General features: G+C 42.1%; 18 protein-coding genes. All 18 read left to right on the forward strand.

Annotation, left to right across the window (positions count from 1 at the left end; genetic code table 11):
• Window positions 1–13: 13 nt before the first annotated feature.
• Window positions 14–2518, forward strand: a complete 2505-nt coding sequence (locus CRO17_RS04235; RefSeq protein WP_097039564.1) for a CDP-glycerol glycerophosphotransferase family protein — start codon at window positions 14–16, stop codon at window positions 2516–2518.
• 215 nt (window positions 2519–2733) lie between these two features.
• Complete coding sequence (locus CRO17_RS04240; protein WP_097039566.1) at window positions 2734–3579, forward strand: STAS domain-containing protein; 846 nt, start codon at window positions 2734–2736, stop codon at window positions 3577–3579.
• A 214-nt stretch (window positions 3580–3793) separates the two neighbouring features.
• Window positions 3794–4147: a flagellar protein FlaG gene (gene flaG, locus CRO17_RS04245; protein ID WP_097039568.1), complete on the forward strand. Its 354-nt coding sequence runs from the start codon at window positions 3794–3796 to the stop codon at window positions 4145–4147.
• A 15-nt stretch (window positions 4148–4162) separates the two neighbouring features.
• A complete protein-coding gene (locus CRO17_RS04250) occupies window positions 4163–5686 on the forward strand; it encodes a flagellar hook-associated protein 2 (RefSeq protein WP_245864593.1) in 1524 nt (507 codons plus the stop codon).
• Between the two features lie 22 nt (window positions 5687–5708).
• On the forward strand, window positions 5709–6107 hold the full coding sequence (gene fliS, locus CRO17_RS04255) for a flagellar export chaperone FliS (RefSeq protein ID WP_097039570.1): 399 nt from the start codon (window positions 5709–5711) through the stop codon (window positions 6105–6107).
• Window positions 6107–6460 carry a flagellar protein FliT gene (gene fliT, locus CRO17_RS04260; RefSeq protein ID WP_097039572.1) on the forward strand — a complete coding sequence of 118 codons (354 nt, stop codon included), beginning with the start codon at window positions 6107–6109 and terminating at the stop codon, window positions 6458–6460. Before fliS ends, fliT begins: the two co-directional genes overlap by 1 nt.
• Before the next feature lie 168 nt (window positions 6461–6628).
• Complete coding sequence (gene hpf / locus CRO17_RS04265) at window positions 6629–7216, forward strand: ribosome hibernation-promoting factor, HPF/YfiA family (protein ID WP_097039575.1); 588 nt, start codon at window positions 6629–6631, stop codon at window positions 7214–7216.
• Window positions 7217–7963: 747 nt separating this feature from the next.
• Window positions 7964–10480 carry a preprotein translocase subunit SecA gene (secA, locus tag CRO17_RS04270; RefSeq protein ID WP_097039577.1) on the forward strand — a complete coding sequence of 839 codons (2517 nt, stop codon included), beginning with the start codon at window positions 7964–7966 and terminating at the stop codon, window positions 10478–10480.
• A gap of 91 nt (window positions 10481–10571) precedes the next feature.
• A protein-coding gene (gene prfB / locus CRO17_RS04275; protein WP_425444392.1) for a peptide chain release factor 2 occupies window positions 10572–11670 on the forward strand; the annotation gives its coding sequence in 2 pieces (ribosomal slippage) (window positions 10572–10643 and window positions 10645–11670; 1098 coding nt in all).
• A 73-nt stretch (window positions 11671–11743) separates the two neighbouring features.
• Window positions 11744–12040, forward strand: coding sequence for a c-type cytochrome (locus CRO17_RS17695; RefSeq protein WP_245864595.1), 297 nt, complete (start codon window positions 11744–11746; stop codon window positions 12038–12040).
• Between the two features lie 284 nt (window positions 12041–12324).
• On the forward strand, window positions 12325–13011 hold the full coding sequence (ftsE, locus tag CRO17_RS04285; protein ID WP_097039581.1) for a cell division ATP-binding protein FtsE: 687 nt from the start codon (window positions 12325–12327) through the stop codon (window positions 13009–13011).
• On the forward strand, window positions 13001–13888 hold the full coding sequence (gene ftsX, locus CRO17_RS04290) for a permease-like cell division protein FtsX (RefSeq protein ID WP_097039584.1): 888 nt from the start codon (window positions 13001–13003) through the stop codon (window positions 13886–13888). The genes ftsE and ftsX overlap by 11 nt, the downstream gene beginning before the upstream one ends.
• Before the next feature lie 49 nt (window positions 13889–13937).
• The gene (locus CRO17_RS04295; RefSeq protein WP_097039586.1) at window positions 13938–15302 is read left to right on the forward strand and encodes a murein hydrolase activator EnvC family protein; all 1365 of its coding nucleotides are present in this window, start codon (window positions 13938–13940) and stop codon (window positions 15300–15302) included.
• Window positions 15303–15449: 147 nt separating this feature from the next.
• Window positions 15450–16874 (forward strand): S41 family peptidase, encoded by a 1425-nt coding sequence (locus CRO17_RS04300; RefSeq protein WP_097040082.1) that lies wholly within the window; start codon window positions 15450–15452, stop codon window positions 16872–16874.
• Window positions 16875–16984: 110 nt separating this feature from the next.
• Window positions 16985–18178, forward strand: coding sequence for a PDZ domain-containing protein (locus tag CRO17_RS04305; protein ID WP_097039588.1), 1194 nt, complete (start codon window positions 16985–16987; stop codon window positions 18176–18178).
• 443 nt (window positions 18179–18621) lie between these two features.
• Window positions 18622–19038 (forward strand): RNA polymerase sigma factor, encoded by a 417-nt coding sequence (locus CRO17_RS04315; protein WP_097039592.1) that lies wholly within the window; start codon window positions 18622–18624, stop codon window positions 19036–19038.
• Window positions 19035–19583 (forward strand): zf-HC2 domain-containing protein, encoded by a 549-nt coding sequence (locus CRO17_RS04320; protein ID WP_097039594.1) that lies wholly within the window; start codon window positions 19035–19037, stop codon window positions 19581–19583. The genes CRO17_RS04315 and CRO17_RS04320 overlap by 4 nt, the downstream gene beginning before the upstream one ends.
• Window positions 19584–19585: 2 nt before the next feature.
• Window positions 19586–20272, forward strand: coding sequence for a YfjL-like protein (locus CRO17_RS04325; RefSeq protein WP_097039596.1), 687 nt, complete (start codon window positions 19586–19588; stop codon window positions 20270–20272).
• Window positions 20273–20352: the final 80 nt, after the last annotated feature.

Here is a 20352-nt window from a genome sequence, read left to right on the forward strand (position 1 = left end):
GAGGAACAATGTCATGAACATTGATTTTGCCCTCATTTACGCCGATGGCAACGGCCAATTGGAACAAACATTAACTAAGTTAGTACATTTACTTACTGCAAGAGGTCATCATATACGTGTATTTCAAGCCTATCGCCCAGAAAGAACAGAATGGCAGTTATCACTACCGGAAATTCACTTTTACGGCGAGAAAAGCGGGCTGGAGTACGAGAATCCCGATTCTCTCATTGAAGGATATACAAACAGCCTAAAACATCATGGTAAGCCTGATGCCATAATTGCAGTGCGGGCACCGTTAATGAGTTATGTATGCAGAACCGCAGTAGGACAGCTTCATGGATCAATGCCGCAGATATTCTCTTGGCTGCAAGGTGTGCCAGAAGCGTACGGGTATGAAGAGGCGCTTAAATTCTGTGACCAACATCTGGTCATGAATGAGCACTTGGAAGAATCGGTACAGCGTTATGCTCTCCAAGAACAGGGCTTGCATATGATAGGAGAACCAATTTTAAAGGAGAAGTATGAGTTGATACCGCGGCCGGCTGATACAACTCATTTTGTAAACATAGGTGAATTGTCCTTGTTCGATGATCATTTTGAAGAGTTGTTTGAGATGTTTAAGCCGCTCCGGGATAGAGCTTCTCTGACCATTATAGGAGATGGACCGGATAAGCCTGTCATTCAAGACATGGCGCGTCAGAAGGGTATTGAGCAGTCTATTTCTTGGGAAAATGAAATGATAGATCCATGGAAGCATATTACAACTGCCACAGCTCTCATTGTGAACGGAAGTTATGAGGAATCACGTCATCTTGTAGTGGAAGCATTGGCGAGAGGTATTGTTCCGATTTATGGTGAAGCAGATAAGGAGTTACCAACACTCGCTGATTTACCAGCAATCGCTGACGGTGCTCATGACCTGCCATCAGCAGAAGACTGCGAGAGGATGATTCAGCAGTATTATATCGAATCAGTTGTTGATAAGCTTGAGACCGCTTTACTGGAAGAAACTGCATCAGACTTGCCGCCGCAAGCCATTCATGATCCGCAGTATCTTTATTACAAAGTGCTAAACGATATTCTGTTATGTGCAATAGATGGTACTGAGCTAATTGCGCGAAGTGAGGAAGAGGTCGACTATCTAGCAGGCTTTTTTACACAACGTTATATTACGGAAGACTTCATTCCTATAGAAGCTGACGTAATCAGACAAGTGGCTTATCCGAAAGTCGATTCTATAGACTATCGTTATGCTAGAGCAACTGTTCGACTGCTGCTTATTCAGAGGTGGAAAGACGATGATCGATTGGATAAAGTGAATTGCCGATTGGAATTAATCAACAAGGCAGGCTCTTGGAAAATAGACCAAATCCATCGAGACGCATCTTACCGGCCAGAAGAGCGATCCATCGCATTAGAAGGGCGCAAAAAGATGGTATTAGTGGCGCGCAATAGCAGCGGCTCAAACACCTACGCACTCTCTAAAAACATTCCAAAAGCTATTGAGGATGCATTTGAGGTAGAACTGCTGCATCAACAAGAAACGCAGGAATTCCAGGAGAAAGTGAAAGCTGCCGATGTGCTCGTTATTACAGAAGCGAATATCAAGCATAACAAAAAGCTGTACAATCCAAATCAGCTGGTTATAGACACATGGCATGGCTTTCCGCTTAAAGCGATGGGATTTGCGGATAAAAACGAGCATAACAAACATGTTTTGGCAGATCGCTGGGCTAGTATTAATTACGTATGTTCCTATTCCGAGTATTTCAGCAAGCTCATAATACGCTGCTTTAAACTAAACCCCGAACATATTCAATTAACGGGGGCACCGCGTAATGATTTGCTGCAGCAGCGGCCAGATACGCATTTCTTAAAAGAAGAATTTGCTATCGATGCGAACGAAAGCAGAATTGTGTTCTTTATGCCAACCTATCGTCAGTTGGCGCATAGTGAACGGTCAGATACGGATTTGAATCGAGACAATCTTTTCGGCATGTTGGATTTTAATCAAGATAAGTTTTATGATTTCTTAGAGAAAGAAAATCTGGAGTTAATTGTTAAACTGCATCCCGCAGAAGAGAAGCTTTTTCTGAATCACTTTGAAACACAAACACGTGTCCATCTTCTCACTGATGAGATGCTGACAAGATATGGTAAGGATTTATATGAAATTATGCCGCTTGCAGATATGCTGATTACAGACTATTCATCGATTTATTTTGATTATTTACTACTGGATAAGCCAATCGTCTTCACACCAGTAGATTTGCAGTCTTATCAGCAAAATCGCGGGTTTATTCTAGATTCTTATACCAATTGGACGCCAGGACCTAAGGTAACTACACAGGAAGCACTGCAGGATGCACTCACAACGTTTTCAGAAAATCCATCTTGGTATAAGGATGAACGCAAACAGATTCGGAATCATGTGCATCATTTCCAAGACAACCAGTCATCTGTTAGGGTGTGGCAATTTATCCAACAGAAGATAACAAATTTCTCACAGCCAGTGTAAAACCGTCTTTTCATAAGGCGGTTTTTATTTTTAAACTTTCTCTAAAAAAGAGGTTTGATACGCATTATAAATGGGAATACACAGAAGTCTATTCTGCCTAGTGCATGAGAAGTGGTTATTTTCCAGAAACTAGTTATAAATTTACAAACTTACTGAACTTATTTATATTAAATAAAGGGTTAGATGCTAAATGAACCCCCAGGAGGAACAGGACTATGCATAGGAATAAAGATCTGTATGTGTTTTTAGAGCAAAAAGCGAAAGAACTTACTGAGAAATGGTATGAACAGCTGGATAAATCAAGCAGCTCTGGTGTATATGCTGCAACTGATCCGGAGACCATCCATTACCTCAAACAACAAAACTACGATTTTCACCTCCATTTCTTCCGCATCTTTATTGAAGACAAGGAAACGTTTGAAAAGAGCTTCCAAGAGTGGATAATGGACACTGCGCGAGATGAGAATCATTTGAATACACCTATACATGAGATTATCCGTGAGTTTATGGTTACGCGTGGGCAGCATTTAGATTTAATTCGGGAATTTTACAAATTACATACAGATACAATTGCACATGATACATTTGAGCTATGGAATCGCGTTATCATTAAAGCATTCGATGACGTTATTCTGAAGTTTACCGAGGAAACGTATTATTATTCCAATCAAAAGCTGCAGGCGCAGCAGGAAATGATTAATGAACTTAGCTCGCCAGTCATCTTGTTAAATGATACGACAGCTTTATTGCCATTAGTTGGCGATATTGATACAAATCGAGCAAAGCTTATATTAGAAAACTCACTACGTGAATGTACAGAGATGGACGTCGATTTATTATTTATTGATCTATCCGGCGTTATCATTATTGATACGATGGTCGCACAGCAAATCTTCTATTTAGTTGATGCACTGAAACTGATTGGTGTGGAAACAGTCATATCCGGCATGCGTCCGGAAATAGCTCAGACAGCAGTTCAGCTAGGTGTTAGCTTTAATGCCAAAACAACCGCAACATTAACGCAAGCAATCCGGACAAGCAGTCATATTTCTATTAATTGATAGGAAATGTTTCTAATTTACATTCGGGAAGCTGATCACATAACTGGACAAGCTGTTCTTATTGATGCCGGGAATGTTTAACGTTATTATATTTCGAAAGAGCGAGTACAGGTTGCTGTGCTCGTTTTTTTGTGTGTTTTTTTTTACTAGGTCTACACTTCTTGCGTATCTCGCCGATATAAAAAGAAATGCATGTGCAAGGAGTTGGCTTGTAATGATAGAAAAATTACCTTCTGCTTCACAACATGTTATACAACCGTCGGGTAACAAAAATCCCGCAGCAGCAGAAAACGTACATAAACAGGATAATGTTAGTGAAGAAAGCAATCCTTACATTGATTACGACAAAGCGGACATAGAAAAAGTAATTGAGAAAATGAATCAGTTTTTGGAACCTACTCACACTAACATGAAATTCGAACTTCACGAAGAGCTGGAGCGTTATTATGTAACAGTGGTCGATAGTGAAACAAAAGAAGTTGTAAAAGAAATACCGCCGAAGAAACTGTTAGATGCTTATGCAAAGATGGCAGAATTCATGGGAATTCTCGTAGATGAGAAAATATAAGGAGCAGGTGATAACATGGTAGATAGTATTTCAGGTAGTAATTCAATGCGTGTCGGAGGGCTTGCATCCGGAATGGATACAGACTCTCTAGTAGAGCAATTGATGAATGCAGAACGTCAGAAATTATATAAAATGCAACAAGAACAAACTAAGTTAAATTGGCAGCAGGATTCATATCGTGAGATTAATACGTCATTATCTAAACTTGATGATAGCTTACTAGACATGAAATTGTCTAAAACTTATAATGCAAAAACTGCTACCTCGACTAGTTCGGCCGTAACAGCAACTGCTTCATCCTCAAGTGCCAATGGTACATATTCTTTGGAAGTTGTAAAAGTGGCAACGGGAGCAATCAATGTCAGCCAAAATAAAATAACTGATAGCGCAGAATTTGACCCGGAAGCCGCAATTGGAACTCAAACTTTTGTAGGCGGTACAAAGGTTACGGAAACTGATTTGGAATTTTCTTTCACAACTTATGATGAAAGTGGAATTGCGCAAACGCACAATTTTAAATTTGAAACAACAGATAGCTTGAACGATATATTGAAAAACATATCTAATTCAGATGCTGGAGTACGTGCTTTTTATGATGAAAAAACACAAAAAGTAATCTTAGAGAAGAAAGATACTGGCGATTTTCATAAAGATGGTAAGGAAATTGAATTCTCTAATACCTTCTTCACGCAGTTTTTGCAGCTGGACCAGACGAAAGAACAAGGCGGTGAAGATGCCCAGTTTAAATACAATGGAGCCTTAACAATCGATTCTCACAGCAATAGCTACTCTCTAGGCGGAGTGACATTTAATTTTACAGAGGCAACAACCAGCCCAGTGAAGGTTACTGTTAATAATGATGTAGATGCTTCCTTTGACAAAATTATGAAATTTGTTGATTCTTATAACAAAATTGTTGAAGACGTTAATGGAAAACTTGACGAGAAGCGTTACCGAGATTATCAGCCTCTGACGGATGAGCAGAAAAAAGAAATGTCGGAAGATGAAATTAAACTTTGGGAAGAGAAAGCTAAAAGCGGAATGCTAAAGGGAGATTCTGTTCTCCAAAACAGTCTATTCTCACTCCGCTCTGCGTGGTATAACAAGGTAGAAACAGGCAGTGAATATACGCAGCTTGCGCAGATAGGTATAACGACTTCAAACAATTATCTGGATAATGGTAAGCTTATAATTGACGAAGAAAAGTTAAAAGCATCACTGCGTGAGAATCCTGAAGGCGTTTATAAGCTATTCTCTAATGATGTAGAAGGCGAAGGTAGAGGAATAGTCAATAGAATTGAAGATACATTGAAGACTACGATGGATAATATTTACAATAAGGCCGGTAAATCGACGTATACAAACGACCAATTCACCATTGGTAAACGTCTTGATGATATAGACGCTCGCATCGACGATTTCCAAGATTACCTAAAACAAACTGAAGATCGCTACTGGCGTCAATTCTCTGCCATGGAACAAGCCATCAGCCAAATGAACCAACAATCCGCTTATCTTATGTCCAACTTCGGAGGGTAAGCGTTAAAGGAGTAATACAAACATGTCAGTACAAAATTATCAGGCGTATCAGCAGAATTCAGTTCAGACCGCTTCTCCGGGAGAACTGACGCTCATGTTGTACAATGGCTGTATAAAATTTATCAAATTTGCTCAGCAGGCTATCGATAAAAAGGATATTGAAGCTAAAAATGCTAATATACAAAAGGCGCAAAATATTATGCGCGAATTGATGATAACACTTGATCCAGAGGTTTCAATTACAAATGAAATCATGCCTCTTTATGATTTCATTAATCAGCAGCTGATCCAAGCAAACACAAACAATGATGAGCAGGCCCTAAGCACGGCTTTAAAGTTTGTTACTGACTTCCGTGACACATGGAAAGAAGTCGTTAAAAAGACGCGGCAGCAGCAATTCGGAAACGGAGCCAGCGTCTGATGAACCGTGTGCAAGCATTGTATAATACGACAGTTGAACTCGATACCCTGGTTTCGCAGCACGTTACAACGGAAAATCGGGAAGATGTCGTACAAACCCTAACTGTTCTTATGAAGGCGCGCTCCCAACAGATGGAGGAGCTGCAGCCGCCTTTCTCCGCAGAGGAGGAAAAACTGGGCAAAGCTCTGCTGCCTCTGAATGAGCGAATTAGCTCCCATGTCCAGCAAATTTTTGACCAGCTTAAACTCGATATGCGGACAATTAAGAAACAGAAGCAGTCAGGCAAGAAGTATATCAATCCGTATGCGAGCATGCAGACGCTTGATGGAAGATTTCTAGATAAACGAAAATAAGAGCGCTCGGACTGAGTCCGAGCGTTTTATTATGTATAGTTTTCTTGTCCAACTTGTGACGGTTTTCGACATTATTTCTTATTTTTCTGATTACATTCTTGGTTTATGAAGGAATTGTAAAGGGAATGTAGAAAGTATCCTCATAAGGATGAAAGGAGGACACTTGTTATGAAGTACAATATTCGTGGCGAGAATGTCGAGGCAACACAGGCAATCAAAGACTACATCGAGAAAAAGGTTGGCAAGCTGGAGAGATATTTTGATTCCCCGGTCAATTCCGAGGTTCACGTGAATTTGAGTGTGCACAACAATGAGTCGAAGATTGAAGTGACGATTCCAATGAAGAATTTACTCTTACGGGCTGAGGATAGTCATGTCGATCTGTATGCTGCAATTGATTTGGTTGTAACGAAGCTTGAGCGTCAAATCAGAAAGCATAAGACGAGAGTGAACCGCCGATCCCGTCAGAATGGTTCTGCACCGAAGCATGCATTTGCTGAAATGGAAAACGAAGGAGCAGTGCGTGCAGCGAATGCAGTTGTGACGACGGAACCGGATGAGGAAACAGATGATAGCTCATTCGAAATTGTACGAAACAAGCGTTTTGACTTGAAACCAATGGATTCAGAAGAAGCAATCTTACAGATGGATATGCTGGGGCATAGCTTCTTCGTCTATACAAACTCGGCGACGAACGATACAAATGTCGTCTATAAACGAAAAGATGGAAGATATGGGCTGATTGAGCCTAATTAATAAAAACACATAGAAGAGGCAGACGCATATGCGTCTGTCTTTTTTCATAAGCCAACAAAAATTTTACTCGTTTTACGAAAACGGAGAATGAATATCTTGATATTACTTGAAAATCGAGATGAAATCTGTCGGATGGTGCCGAATTTGGGTATTTTCTGAAGAAAGGGTCCCATCGTTTTCGTAAAACGGCTGTTTTTCGTTTGGAAACACAGATGGTATAAATAAGTTAGCTACAACAAAGGAGGTACTGACCATCAGAAATTCAGATTATGCTGTCGACCGAGTCTCCCATTCACAACTCACACAGCATGAGCAGACGATTACACAGCTGCTTGAGATAATTGCGGCGACCAATCGAAGACTCGCGGAACTTCAATGGAAGCAGCAGCAGCTCGAGCGCTGGTGCATCGAACAAATGCAGCGTGATTTGTCCTCCAGATCACGTGTCTTCTGAGGGGCAGTTACCTCTTTCCCCGCAAGACTCCACCAGAATGCCGCAGCCTTTCCCTCTTAGGGCTGCGCATTCCAATAACGGTGGCTTTCAAGCGGTGATGTAGCGATTGCAAGGATTACAAGTATTGTGAATATCCGTCATTACTCCTTAAATGAAGGCGGCGCCCCCGGGACTGGGCGTCGCTGATTTTTTTATTTTACAGATGGGTCGATTTCCCTTTCTTGTAAACGGCGAAACCTAGTGTTATTATTATTTTTGGACTATACTTTTTTGATTTAAAGAGGAGCGTTATAATGCGTGGACTACTAAAACGGGTGTTTGGAGACGGTACGCAAAAACAAGTCAGCCGTGCCCAGAAAACAGCCGAACAAATTGAAAGTTTAGCGGATGAATATAAAGCATATACAGATGAACAATTAAAAGAAAAGACGACAGAATTCAAGAATCGCTACCAAAACGGCGAAACGCTGGATGACTTGCTGCCAGAAGCATTTGCGACTGTAAGAGAAGCAGCAGAGCGTGTGCTTGGCATGCGTCCTTTCCACGTGCAGCTGCTCGGCGGTATTGCCATTCATAATGGGAATATTGCAGAGATGAAGACAGGGGAAGGTAAAACACTCGCCAGTTCCCTGCCAGCGTATTTGAATGCATTATCCAGTGACGGCGTGCACATCGTGACAGTCAACGACTACTTGGCTGGCCGTGATGCAGAGAATAACCGTCCTTTATTCGAATTCCTTGGATTGACTGTCGGACTGAATAGTGTCGGCATGACGCGGGAACAAAAACAAGAAGCGTATGCAGCTGACATCACCTACAGCACGAACAATGAACTAGGGTTCGATTATCTTCGTGATAACATGGTGCTGTATAAAGACCAGATGGTACAGCGGCCGCTGAATTTCGCTATTGTCGATGAGGTCGATTCTATCTTAATCGATGAAGCTCGTACGCCGCTAATCATTTCCGGGTCAGCAGCAAAGTCAGCTAGTTTGTACACACAGGCGAACTCCTTTGTGCGTGTGCTGAAAAATGAAGAAGATTATACGCACGATATTAAAACGAAATCTGTTTTGCTGACAGAAGAAGGTATTAACAAAGCAGAAAAGTTCTTTGGTATTGAAAACTTATTCGACCTGAAAAATGTTGCCATTACGCACCATATTAACCAAGCGCTGAAAGCACATGTGACAATGCATCGAGATACGGATTATGTGGTAGAAGAAGGCGAAGTAGTAATCGTCGACAGCTTTACTGGACGTCTGATGAAAGGCCGCCGCTATAGTGATGGTTTGCACCAGTCCATCGAGGCGAAAGAAGGCTTGCAGATTCAGAATGAAAGCATGACACTTGCATCAATCACGTTCCAGAACTACTTCCGTATGTACAAGAAACTCGCTGGTATGACTGGTACAGCGAAGACAGAGGAAGAAGAGTTCCGCAACATTTACAACATGGACGTGCTTGTAATTCCTACGAATAAAGAAATTACACGTCAAGATAAATCGGACTACATTTTCAAAACGATGGAAGGCAAGTTCCGTGCGGTAGTCGAAGAAATCAAGGCTCGCCATGAAACGGGACAGCCTGTGCTTGTCGGTACCGTAGCAGTAGAAACATCTGAACTGATTAGCAAGATGCTGACTCGCGCTCGTGTTCCGCACAACGTCTTGAATGCGAAGAACCACCACCGAGAAGCGGAAATTATCGAAGACGCCGGACAAAAAGGTGCGGTAACTATCGCAACAAACATGGCCGGTCGTGGTACGGATATTAAACTTGGAGATGGCGTGCTTGAACTTGGCGGTCTTGCAGTTATCGGAACAGAGCGTCATGAATCTCGCCGAATTGATAACCAGCTTCGCGGTCGTGCAGGTCGTCAGGGAGATCCTGGTGTAACACAGTTCTACTTATCAATGGAAGACGAACTGATGCGCCGTTTCGGATCAGATAATATGCGCAGCATGATGGACCGTCTTGGTATGGATGACGACACACCGATTGAGAGTAAGATGGTGTCTCGTGCAGTAGAATCCGCTCAGAAACGAGTAGAAGGAAATAACTTCGATTCTCGTAAAACGGTTCTATCTTATGATGATGTACTTCGTGAACAGCGTGAGATCATTTACAAGCAGCGTTTTGAAGTAATCGATAGCCAAGATCTGCATGCAATCATCGACGAGATGGTGAGAGATACTGTTCATATGGTTGTACGTGCGCATACAGCAGAAGAATCTGAGGAAGCGTGGGCATTAGATGCTTTAGCAGAATATGCACATGCCAACTTACTGCCGCAGGACAAGCTGACGGTTGATGAACTGAAAAACAAAGATGCAGAAGAAATTGAAGAACTGCTCATGGAGAAAATCCACACACACTTGAAACAAAAAGAAGAAGAAATGACGCCGGATCAAATGCGTGAATTTGAGAAGGTTATTCTGCTCCGTACAGTTGATACAAAATGGATGGATCATATCGATCAGATGGATCAGCTGCGCCAAGGTATTCATTTGCGCGCTTACGGTCAAAATGATCCGCTACGTGAATACCAGCTGGAAGGTTACAACATGTTTGAAGAGATGGTAACATCCATCAAAGAAGAAGTAACACGTTATGTATTAAAAGCGGAAATCCGCGATAATTTGCAGCGTGAGCAAGTTGCCAAAGGTGTACAAGCTGTCAGCGGAGATGATACACAGGCTGAGAAGAAAAAGAAAAAAGCGCCAGCCGTGAAAGCTGATACGGTGGGACGTAATGATCCGTGCCCATGCGGTAGCGGCAAGAAATACAAAAACTGCCACGGCCAGTGACGCCTAAGAACCTGTGCAGGTTGTTGCACAGGTTCTGTCGCGGTCATAGAGTATAATAGGATTTGTCAGAGAAACTAATGAGGTGAAGAATATGGAATTAGCAGAAATCAGAAATGAAATTGACCGAATGGAAACACAACTAACAGACTTTAGGGGGTCTCTTTGACTTAGATCAGAAGAAAGCTCGTATAGCTGAATTGGAAGATCTAATGCTGGATCCGACATTTTGGGATAACCAAGAGACAGCTCAAAAAGTTATCAATGAGTCGAACGGCTTGAAAGAAACAGTCGACGGCTATGAAAAACTCGTTTCCCGTCATGAAGACTTAGAAGTTTCCCTAGAATTGGTAAAGGAAGAAGCGGATGAAGACCTTCGTGCGGAATTAGAGGAAGAAATCGTTGCAATGCGTAAATCAGTTGATGAATTTGAACTGCTTATGCTATTGAGCGAACCATATGACAGAAACAATGCGATTTTGGAACTGCATCCAGGTGCAGGCGGTACGGAATCCCAAGACTGGGCGAGCATGCTGCTTCGTATGTATACACGCTGGGCAGAACAGCGTGATTTCAAAGTAGAAACACTGGATTACCTTCCAGGTGAAGAAGCAGGCGTTAAAAGTGTAACGCTCTTGATTAAAGGGCTTAACGCATACGGTTATCTGAAAGCGGAAAAAGGTGTGCATCGTCTTGTCCGTATTTCACCATTCGACAGCTCAGGCCGACGTCATACTTCCTTCGTTTCTTGTGATGTAATGCCTGAATTTGATGACGATATTGATGTGGATATCCGTACAGAAGATCTAAAAATTGATACGTATCGTTCCAGTGGTGCCGGCGGACAGCACGTCAATACAACTGATTCGGCGGTTCGGATTACGCACCTTCCGACAAACACAGTTGTAACTTGCCAATCGGAACGTTCTCAGATTAAAAACCGGGAACACGCGATGAAAATGCTGAAAGCAAAGCTGTATCAGCTTGAAATCGAGAAACAGCAGCAAGAGCTGAACGAAATCCGTGGTGAACAGAAGGAAATCGGCTGGGGCAGTCAAATTCGTTCTTATGTGTTCCACCCATATTCGATGGTAAAAGACCACAGAACGAATGAAGAGTCCGGAAATACACAAGCTGTAATGGACGGACAGCTTGATCCATTTATCAATGCATACTTGCGTTCTACATTATAAGCGTTTCTGTAACACTCTTGTAACATAACAAGCTGAACCGTTCTTCCATCTTACAGAAAAGGATGCGATTCTCTTGAAAAAACAGCTAATAGTCATCGGCAGCCTGCTTTTTCTTCTTCTTTTAACCGCTTGCGGCGGCAACAAGGAGGCGGAAACACCTGCAGAAGCGTATGAGAACAACTGCGCCATGTGCCATGGCCAGGACTTGAGCGGCGGAAACGGCGGCCCAGCGCTGGATAACCTTGGTTCGGATTATACACAAGAAGAACTGGTTGATATTATGGAAAACGGCAAGGGCGGCATGCCTGCCGGGCAAGCTGAAGGAGAAGAAGCGGAGAAAATCGCCGACTGGCTGCTAAAACAGCAGTAAAAGCAATATAGCAAATACCCATACAGACGTCTGTATGGGTATTTTGTTGTGTATCCAGCTATGGGAACAAGTGGAAACGACAGAAAACTGCATCAATTGTTTCAAAAAGCGAGTCTATTGTCATATATTGAAACACAAATGTAATATTAATATGTCTAAAAAAATAGAAAGAAGATGTTATAATAGTTTTGGGTTTGAGAGCTAGTTCGATTGCTTTCAACAATGTTCGACAATAACAACTGATACTTAGCAGATTATGAAATAATAAAAAAGGTGAGTTAAACATGATAGATATGAAAGATGTGCATAAAGATTATGCCAATGGCGTATCTGCGCTGAATGGAGTCAACGTGCATATCGATAATGGGGAATTTGTGTACTTAGTTGGCCCAAGCGGTGCCGGTAAATCCACGTTTGTCAAAATGATCTTCCGTGGAGAGAAGCCGAACACAGGAACTGTAAAAATTGATAATATCGATTTGAGCACATATAAAGAACGTCAAATACCGCAGATCAGAAGAAAGATCGGCGTCGTGTACCAAGATTTTAAGTTGCTGCCAAAACTAACAGTCTATGAAAATGTCGCTTTTGCGCTTGAAGTAATAGAAGAGTCTCCAAAATTGATTCGGGACCGTGTAATGGAAGTGCTTGATCTTGTCGGGATTAAGCATAAAGCCAGATCTCTTCCAGATGAACTTTCTGGAGGAGAACAGCAGCGAGTTGCAATTGCACGAGCTATTGCAAACAAACCTAAAATCGTAATTGCTGATGAACCGACGGGTAACTTAGACCCTGATACATCATGGGGAATCATGAAAATACTAGAAGATATTAATCAGACAGGAACAACAATTATCATGGCCACACACAGCCAAGAGATTGTAAACACAATCAAGAAACGTGTCATCGCCCTGGAAAACGGCCGTATTGTCCGAGATGAAGCAGGAGGTGATTACGGATATGAAGCTTAATACTGCAAAACGCCATCTGCGTGAAGGATCGAAGAACATATTCCGTAACGGCTGGATGACCATCGCTTCCATTGGAGCGGTAACGGTTACGCTCATTTTAGTCGGAGTATTCCTAGCTCTTGTTTTCAATTTGAATAATTTCGCTTCCAACGTAGAATCAGACGTTGAGATGAGTGTCTACCTCGACCCAACGCTTGAAAAAGATCAAGTAGAAGCATTTCAAGCAAAGCTGGAATCAATAGATAAAGTTGGTACAGTAACGTATTCCTCAAAAGAAGAACAGCTAAACCAGCTGATGAAAGATATGGGGCAAACAGAATGGGATTTGTTCGAACAAGACAATCCGTTAAGTGATACGTATGTTGTAAAAACATCGAAGCCCCAAGATATTTCCTCGGTAGCTGATGAAGTCAGCAAATTGGATGGTGTTGACAAAGTAGATTATGGTGAATCAACAGTAGACAGTCTCTTTACTGTTAGTAAGTACTCCCGGATCATTGGTGCTGTATTAATCATTGGTCTTGTATTTACAGCCATCTTCTTAATCTCAAACACTATTAAAATTACAATCATCGCCAGAAGCAGAGAAATCGGCATTATGAAATTGGTAGGAGCAACCAACTCCTTTATACGCTGGCCGTTCTTTATTGAAGGGTTAATGCTAGGTGTGCTGGGCGCGATTATACCGATTGCGATCGTTCTCGGTGGTTATTATTACTTGTCAAACAATGTATCACAAAATATCGACATAGGTTTTGTGCAAATTCTCCCTTACGCACCATTCGCTTTCCAGCTTTCAGGATTATTGCTGGCAATTGGCGCAGTAATTGGAGTCTGGGGCAGCGTCATGAGTGTCCGTAAATTTCTTAAAGTCTAAACCTACTATTATACGAAGCTTACTTAGAAGGAAAGGGAATGAGAATAGAATGAAGAAGACAATCAAACCTGTTCTTGTAGCTGTATTAGCTGCTGGAGCAATCCTACATACTCCGATTCAAACGTCCGCAAAATCCTCTTCTGAACTGCAGAGTGAGATTAATGAACTGCAAGAGAAACAGCAGGAGAATAGCAATAAGCAAAGTGAATTGGATAACCAAATCGATAATGCAGAATCCAAACAATCTGAGAATCAGGCTGAGCAGGACAGCTTACGAGCAAAACTGGATAGCTTGAATAACAAGATTGATAAAAACGAAAACGCATTAGAAGAAAAAGAAACGCAAATCGAAGAGACAAACCAAAAAATCGAAAAAATTTCCGGTGAAATCGTCGATACAGAAAAAGATATTGAGAAGCGTGAGGCTAAGCTTTCTGACCGTCTTGTCAGCTTGCAGCAGAATGGCGGCGACGTACAGTACTTGCAAGTGTTGATGGGTTCTAAGAACTTTGGTGATATGATCAACCGTTTGAATGCTGTTACAACAATCATGGATTCTGATAAAGAATTATTGAACGGTTACTTAGAAGCTAAACAGAAGCTTGAAAATCAGAAGCAAGAACGCGAAGATGAAAAGCAAAACTTGAAAGACCAAAAAGATAAACTTGTAGATATTAAAAAGGATTTAAAATCTCAAGCAGCAGAACAAGAAGACTTGAAGAAGCAGCTTGAGGATGAATATGCAGAGCTTGAAGATCAAATCTTGTCAGCGGAAGAACAGCAGGATCTTATTGCAAACCAAGCAGAAGCACTTCGTGTAGCAGAAGAAGATGCACGATCACAGAAAGCAGATTTAGAAGCAGAAGCCAAAGCAGCAGCAGAAGCTAAAGCTGCAGCTAAAGCCGCAGAACAAAAAGCTGCTGAGAGCACAGAAAGCTCTTCTAGCTCAAACTCTTCTAGTTCTAAAGCAACGTCCGAGAGCAGCTCTAGCAGCTCTTCTACTGTGCAGTCTGCACAAGCTGGTATCTTCTCATGGCCAGCATCTGGTCGTAAATCATCTGGGTTTGGAGCTCGCTGGGGCACTTTCCACTATGGTGTTGATATCGCCAATGGAATTGGTACACCAGTTCATGCAGCTGCAAGCGGCCGAGTTTCCTACAGTGGTACAATGAATGGTTACGGTAATGTTATTATTGTGATGCATAGCATTAACGGCCGCACATATGCAACACTTTATGGACATTTGAGCGAACGTGAAGTATCTGTTGGTGAGAGTGTATCTCGCGGACAGGAAATCGCAAAAATGGGTAACACTGGTGTATCTACAGGGTCCCACCTTCACTTCGAAATTCACGAAGATGGTGGATGGAACGCTGCGAAAAGTAATGCAGTTGATCCAATGAAATATTTCTAATACCAAAGTGAAAAAAGGCATTCTCCAATATGGAGGTGCCTTTTTTACATCATCTTTGTTTTTTAGTGATAAGATAGAGGGAGAGCAGCATAGTAGTAGGAGTAACGGATGGGACAAGTGAGGAAAGGGTGAGAGGCGAACGTGCAGATAAAAAAGGCAACATTTATCATTGCAATTATAGTGGCATTGGTTGTTGGGGCAGGAGGCAGCTATGCCTATACATCATATGCAGGTGACGAGGCGGGCTTACAATCGAGTTCCCGGGATTCGGGTAACCTTTCTGAAGTGGAGAATGCTTATGAGCTGATTAAAGATAATGCCCTGGCCAAGCCAGATGCTCAGCAGCTGCAGAATGGAGCTATTCAAGGGATGCTCGAAACACTGAACGATCCTTATAGTTCTTTTCTGGATGAAGCATCTTCTACACAGCTGAATCAGCAGCTGGAGTCTTCATTTGAAGGTATTGGTGCTGAGGTAAGCATGGTCGAGGACAATGTGACAATTGTAGCACCAATAAAAGATTCACCGGCAGAAGATGCAGGCTTGCGGCCGAATGATCAAGTGCTTGAAGTAGATGGAGATTCTCTGCAAGGACTAAATCTACAGGAAGCTGTTGGCAAGATCCGCGGTGAAAAAGGGACAACCGTTACGCTATCAGTAAAACGCCCTGGTGTATCCGAAGAATTGCAGATTGATGTAACACGCGATGAAATACCAGTTGAGACGGTTTATACCGATACAAAGGAATTAAATGGTCAGACAGCTGGTATTATTGAGATTACTTCCTTCTCAGAGAATACAGCAGGTGAATTTGAAACAGCTTTGAAGAAGCTGGAGGCAGATAACATCGATGGATTAATCATTGATGTACGCGGAAATCCAGGCGGCATTTTGACAACGGTGGAAGAAATTCTGAAAAACTTTGTGCCAAGTGAGAAGCCATACTTACAGATTGAAAATAAAGATGGCAAGAAGCAGGAGTTTTATACAGAGCTAGATAAGAAGAAGGACTACCCAATCAATGTGCTTATTGATGAAGGCAGTGCGTCAGCATCCGAGATTCTTGCTGGTGCGATGAATCAGGCGGGCGGTTATGAACTGATCGGGAAGACGTCATTCGGTAAAGGAACTGTGCAGCAGACAGTGCCATTAGAGAACGAATCGATGCTGAAGCTGACGCTGTACAAGTGGCTGACACCGAATGGTGATTGGATTCACGAAAAAGGTATCAAGCCGACAGTGAAAGTGGAGCAGCCGGAGTACTTCTATAGTTCACCAATTCAGCTGGATGAAAATGAAACATTGAAATTCAATGATAATAATGACAAGATTAAGAACTTGCAGATTATGCTGGATGGTTTAGGCTATGACCCAAGCCGGAAAGATGGCTTTTTCAACGAAAAAACAGCAGCAGCAGTCAAACAGTTCCAGCAGGATCAGAACCTTCAAGCTACTGGAGAAGTAAATCAGGAAACGGCTGATTTGCTGCAAACGAAGATTATAGAGCAAGTTCGCGATGGCAAACATGATAACCAAATGGACAAAGCGTTGCAAGAACTGTTCGCTGACTAACAGAAAGCCTTCCAATATGGGAGGCTTTTTCTGTTGTACATAGGAAAACACTGCACGGCATGTTAAAATAGACAGTATACATACGAGATGGTTATAGGGAGAGACACATAATGGTGAATGATTGGTTAACCGAACTTCTGTATGGAGTCGGGAACTTCTTTTTGAATCCGCTGCTTTATTGGGCACTGCTGCTTACGCTATTCGTTTCGAGTCGCAGAATCCGCAAAGAGCGTATCAACTTCGGTACGAAGGTGTTTGCATTCCGTAAAGAATGGACAGGCACATGGCCTCTCTCCGTCATTTTTGGAATCTTGCTCACAGCAGTGAGTATCGGAGCCGGGATTGTAATTGCGCCGCCTGTTGTGCTGCTCGTAAGCGTTGTGACAATTGTGCTGACAATACTGCTGCAATTCACATGGCTGTCAGCAGCGTACATATTCGGATTCAGTTTTCTGCTTGCTGTAGGTGCGGCACCATACGCCAGCGATTATTTGCCGGCTGGCTGGGCAGTGGATATTGCAGGATTGAATTGGATTAGTTTTGCACTCATTATGAGCATTATCATGCTAGCAGAAGCAGTCTTGCTGTTACGGACCAAACGGGAAGATACATTGCCAGAACTCGTAAAAGGACCGCGCGGCCGCTGGATTGGACAGCACCGCTTCCGTAAGCTGCTGTTCATTCCGTTCTTTCTGCTCGTACCAGCTGGTGCAATTGAACCGTTTGCGCCTTGGTGGCCATTCTTCCATCTAAACGGAACAAGTTACGGCTTGCTGCTCGTACCATTGCTCACAGGCATTAATGGTATTGCGAAAGGGCGTCCAGCTTTTATGGAAGCACGCCAGCAAGGAAAGGCGATCTTCGTATTAGCTTTGTTTACGCTCGCATTAAGTGCAGCCGGAATCTACATGTACTACTTATCTATTGCTGCTTTTGTTGCAGCACTTATCGGCAGAGAAGCTATTACCCTTTACTTCCGAAACAAAGATCGAAAACGAGCCTTTTATTATACCGAAAGCAGCGAAGGCATGTTTGTGCTAGCTGTTATACCAGATAGTCCGGCTGACAGACTTGGCCTGCTTCCTGGTGAACGAATTGAGAAAGTGAACGGCATCCGCATCGCGACAGAACGTTCCTTTTATGAAGCAATTCAATCAAACAGTCAATATTGCAAAATGGAGATTCGTGACGAGCAAGGCGAAATACGAATCAAACAACGCGCCATGTACGAAGGTGAACCACACGAATTGGGCATCATCTTTGTACAAGAACAGCATAAGCAAGCTGCACCGATTAGCAGCTGAGTTGAACCACTTATTCTATCAAGGATAAGTGGTTTTCTTTTTCTAGAAGTCTCCGAAACTGACGTACAATTTCTTCAGGTTGTTAGATATAAATAGGCATTGAAATGCTATAGGAGTTAATGGAGAGTTATATATATGAGGGGTTTCCAAATAAACGTGTACAGGTGTTTAGAGTACTAGCACTTCTCTGCCCAATAGGGAATCCCATTACATTTCGGCTACAGAGAAATCCAATTAGCGGAGGAGGGATTGTCATTAGCGAGGCAAAAGCCGAATTTTTTAATAAAGAAATATTTAAAAAATGATTGTAACGAAATAGGTGCTCAAGGTATTAATACTACGAACAACAAGAAAGTGAGGGCAGTTATGAATAAGCTCGAGGAAGAATATGAAAAGATTCATCCGAAAATCTATGCATTTTTTATTCCAAAACCGGAAATCGGATGACTGCTCAAGATCTTTGCCACGATACCTTTTACGAGGCCTGTAAAAACATTGGATCATTTAATGGATATTCCACCTTGTCGACATGGGTGTTCAAGATTGCGACAAATTTACTGAAAAAATATTACCGGAAAAACAAGTATGAGCAAAGCTTAATGCAAAAGCTTGCAGAGATTCCACAATCTGAAATACATTCATTGGAAGAATTGGCGGAAATCAATGAAGATACAAAAATACTTTTACATCATATCTCGAAATTGGATGATGTCTCAAGGGAAATCATCTTGCTGCGTATCTACGGAGAACTGAGTTTTGCAGATATTGGCATCTTAATCGGGAAATCAGAGAACTATGCGCGTGTGACTTTTCACCGATTGAAGCTAAAGATCCAAAAATTAATGGAGGTGGATTTATGAGCAAAGAATGTACGATTGTACAAGATCTTTTGCCTTTATACGAAGAAGACTTGTTGCAGCTGGAGACAAAGCAATTTATCGAGGAACACTTGAAAAGCTGCCAAGCATGCGGCCATGTCACAGAGCAAGTACAAATTCCACTGCCTGCAGAAGTAAAACCCGGCGGTACTTCTAAAAAAATGATTCGTAAGATTACCGTGAAATTGACGACAATACAGATTTTCTTTGTAGCAATTGCTTTTATATTGGCGATGAGCACGACCATTATGAATGACAATAGTGGTTTTATCCTGACTTATACTATTTTAGGTGCAGTCACCTATCTGTTTTACCGGTCGGTCCTCGTAACTGTCCTGCTAGCGGGCGTACCGAACTTCATATGGAATTGCTTGTTATATATAACGGATTGGTTCGGCGAGTTTTATGCTGAAAGTTTTTCGGAGGCACTTCAAATAGCACTGACGACCTTAATTATCCACCTTTTCATTACTTTTATCGGAATCATTATCGGCTTCTGCATTGTTAAAATAAGAGAGGAAAATTAATCATGAAAAAGAAAATAATATACAGTTTGATTGCATTTTCATTAATTGCTGCCATAGTGTTCGCCTACATGCAAATGAGCGGAAATACAACCGACAAACACAAAGCAAAGGAGAGCCTGGAAGCTTTTTTACAACAAACTTATCCCGACATGGACTATGAGATCAAGCGGTCAGCAGGGTATGGATGGACCGATGGCACTTATCGATTTCATGTAGTGAAAAAGGACCCGATAGGAGTTGAGACCACCTATCCGTTCTATGTCTCCGCTCTCGAACCGTATGAAGTCTATAGCGATACAATTCATGAATCCAATATTGACAAAGAGGCATCTGAAAAGCTAAATGCAGAGGCAGAGCGGTATATTCTAACGCTCCTCAAAGAAAAAGTGCCGCAAGTCGATTCAGTGGTTACGGATGTGGGAGTATACAACAAAGTTGCTGAGGAATGGACACCGCAGTTGAAAACGCCAAAGCCGATTCTCATTACACTGGAAATTGAAAAGGGAGATTTGACGAAAGAACAAATGCTGCAACAGAGCCGGGAAATACAGAACCAATTGAACAGTGAATCCATCGATTATTATTTAGCTGAAGTAGGGTATAGCAGCGTCGTCAATGGTGAAGAAACTTATGATTATTACGTTAGTTTTACACCAGAACAAGAATTAACTATAAGAGACGTAGATTAAACGAGGCGAGGAAATGAGTGTTAATTTCAAGATAAACAGTTTAGTATTTTTATAGTACTTACACCGATGGTCGGCAGAAG

Origin of the sequence: Terribacillus aidingensis (assembly GCF_900215625.1) — a bacterium.
GTDB classification, from domain to species: domain Bacteria; phylum Bacillota; class Bacilli; order Bacillales; family Amphibacillaceae; genus Terribacillus; species Terribacillus aidingensis.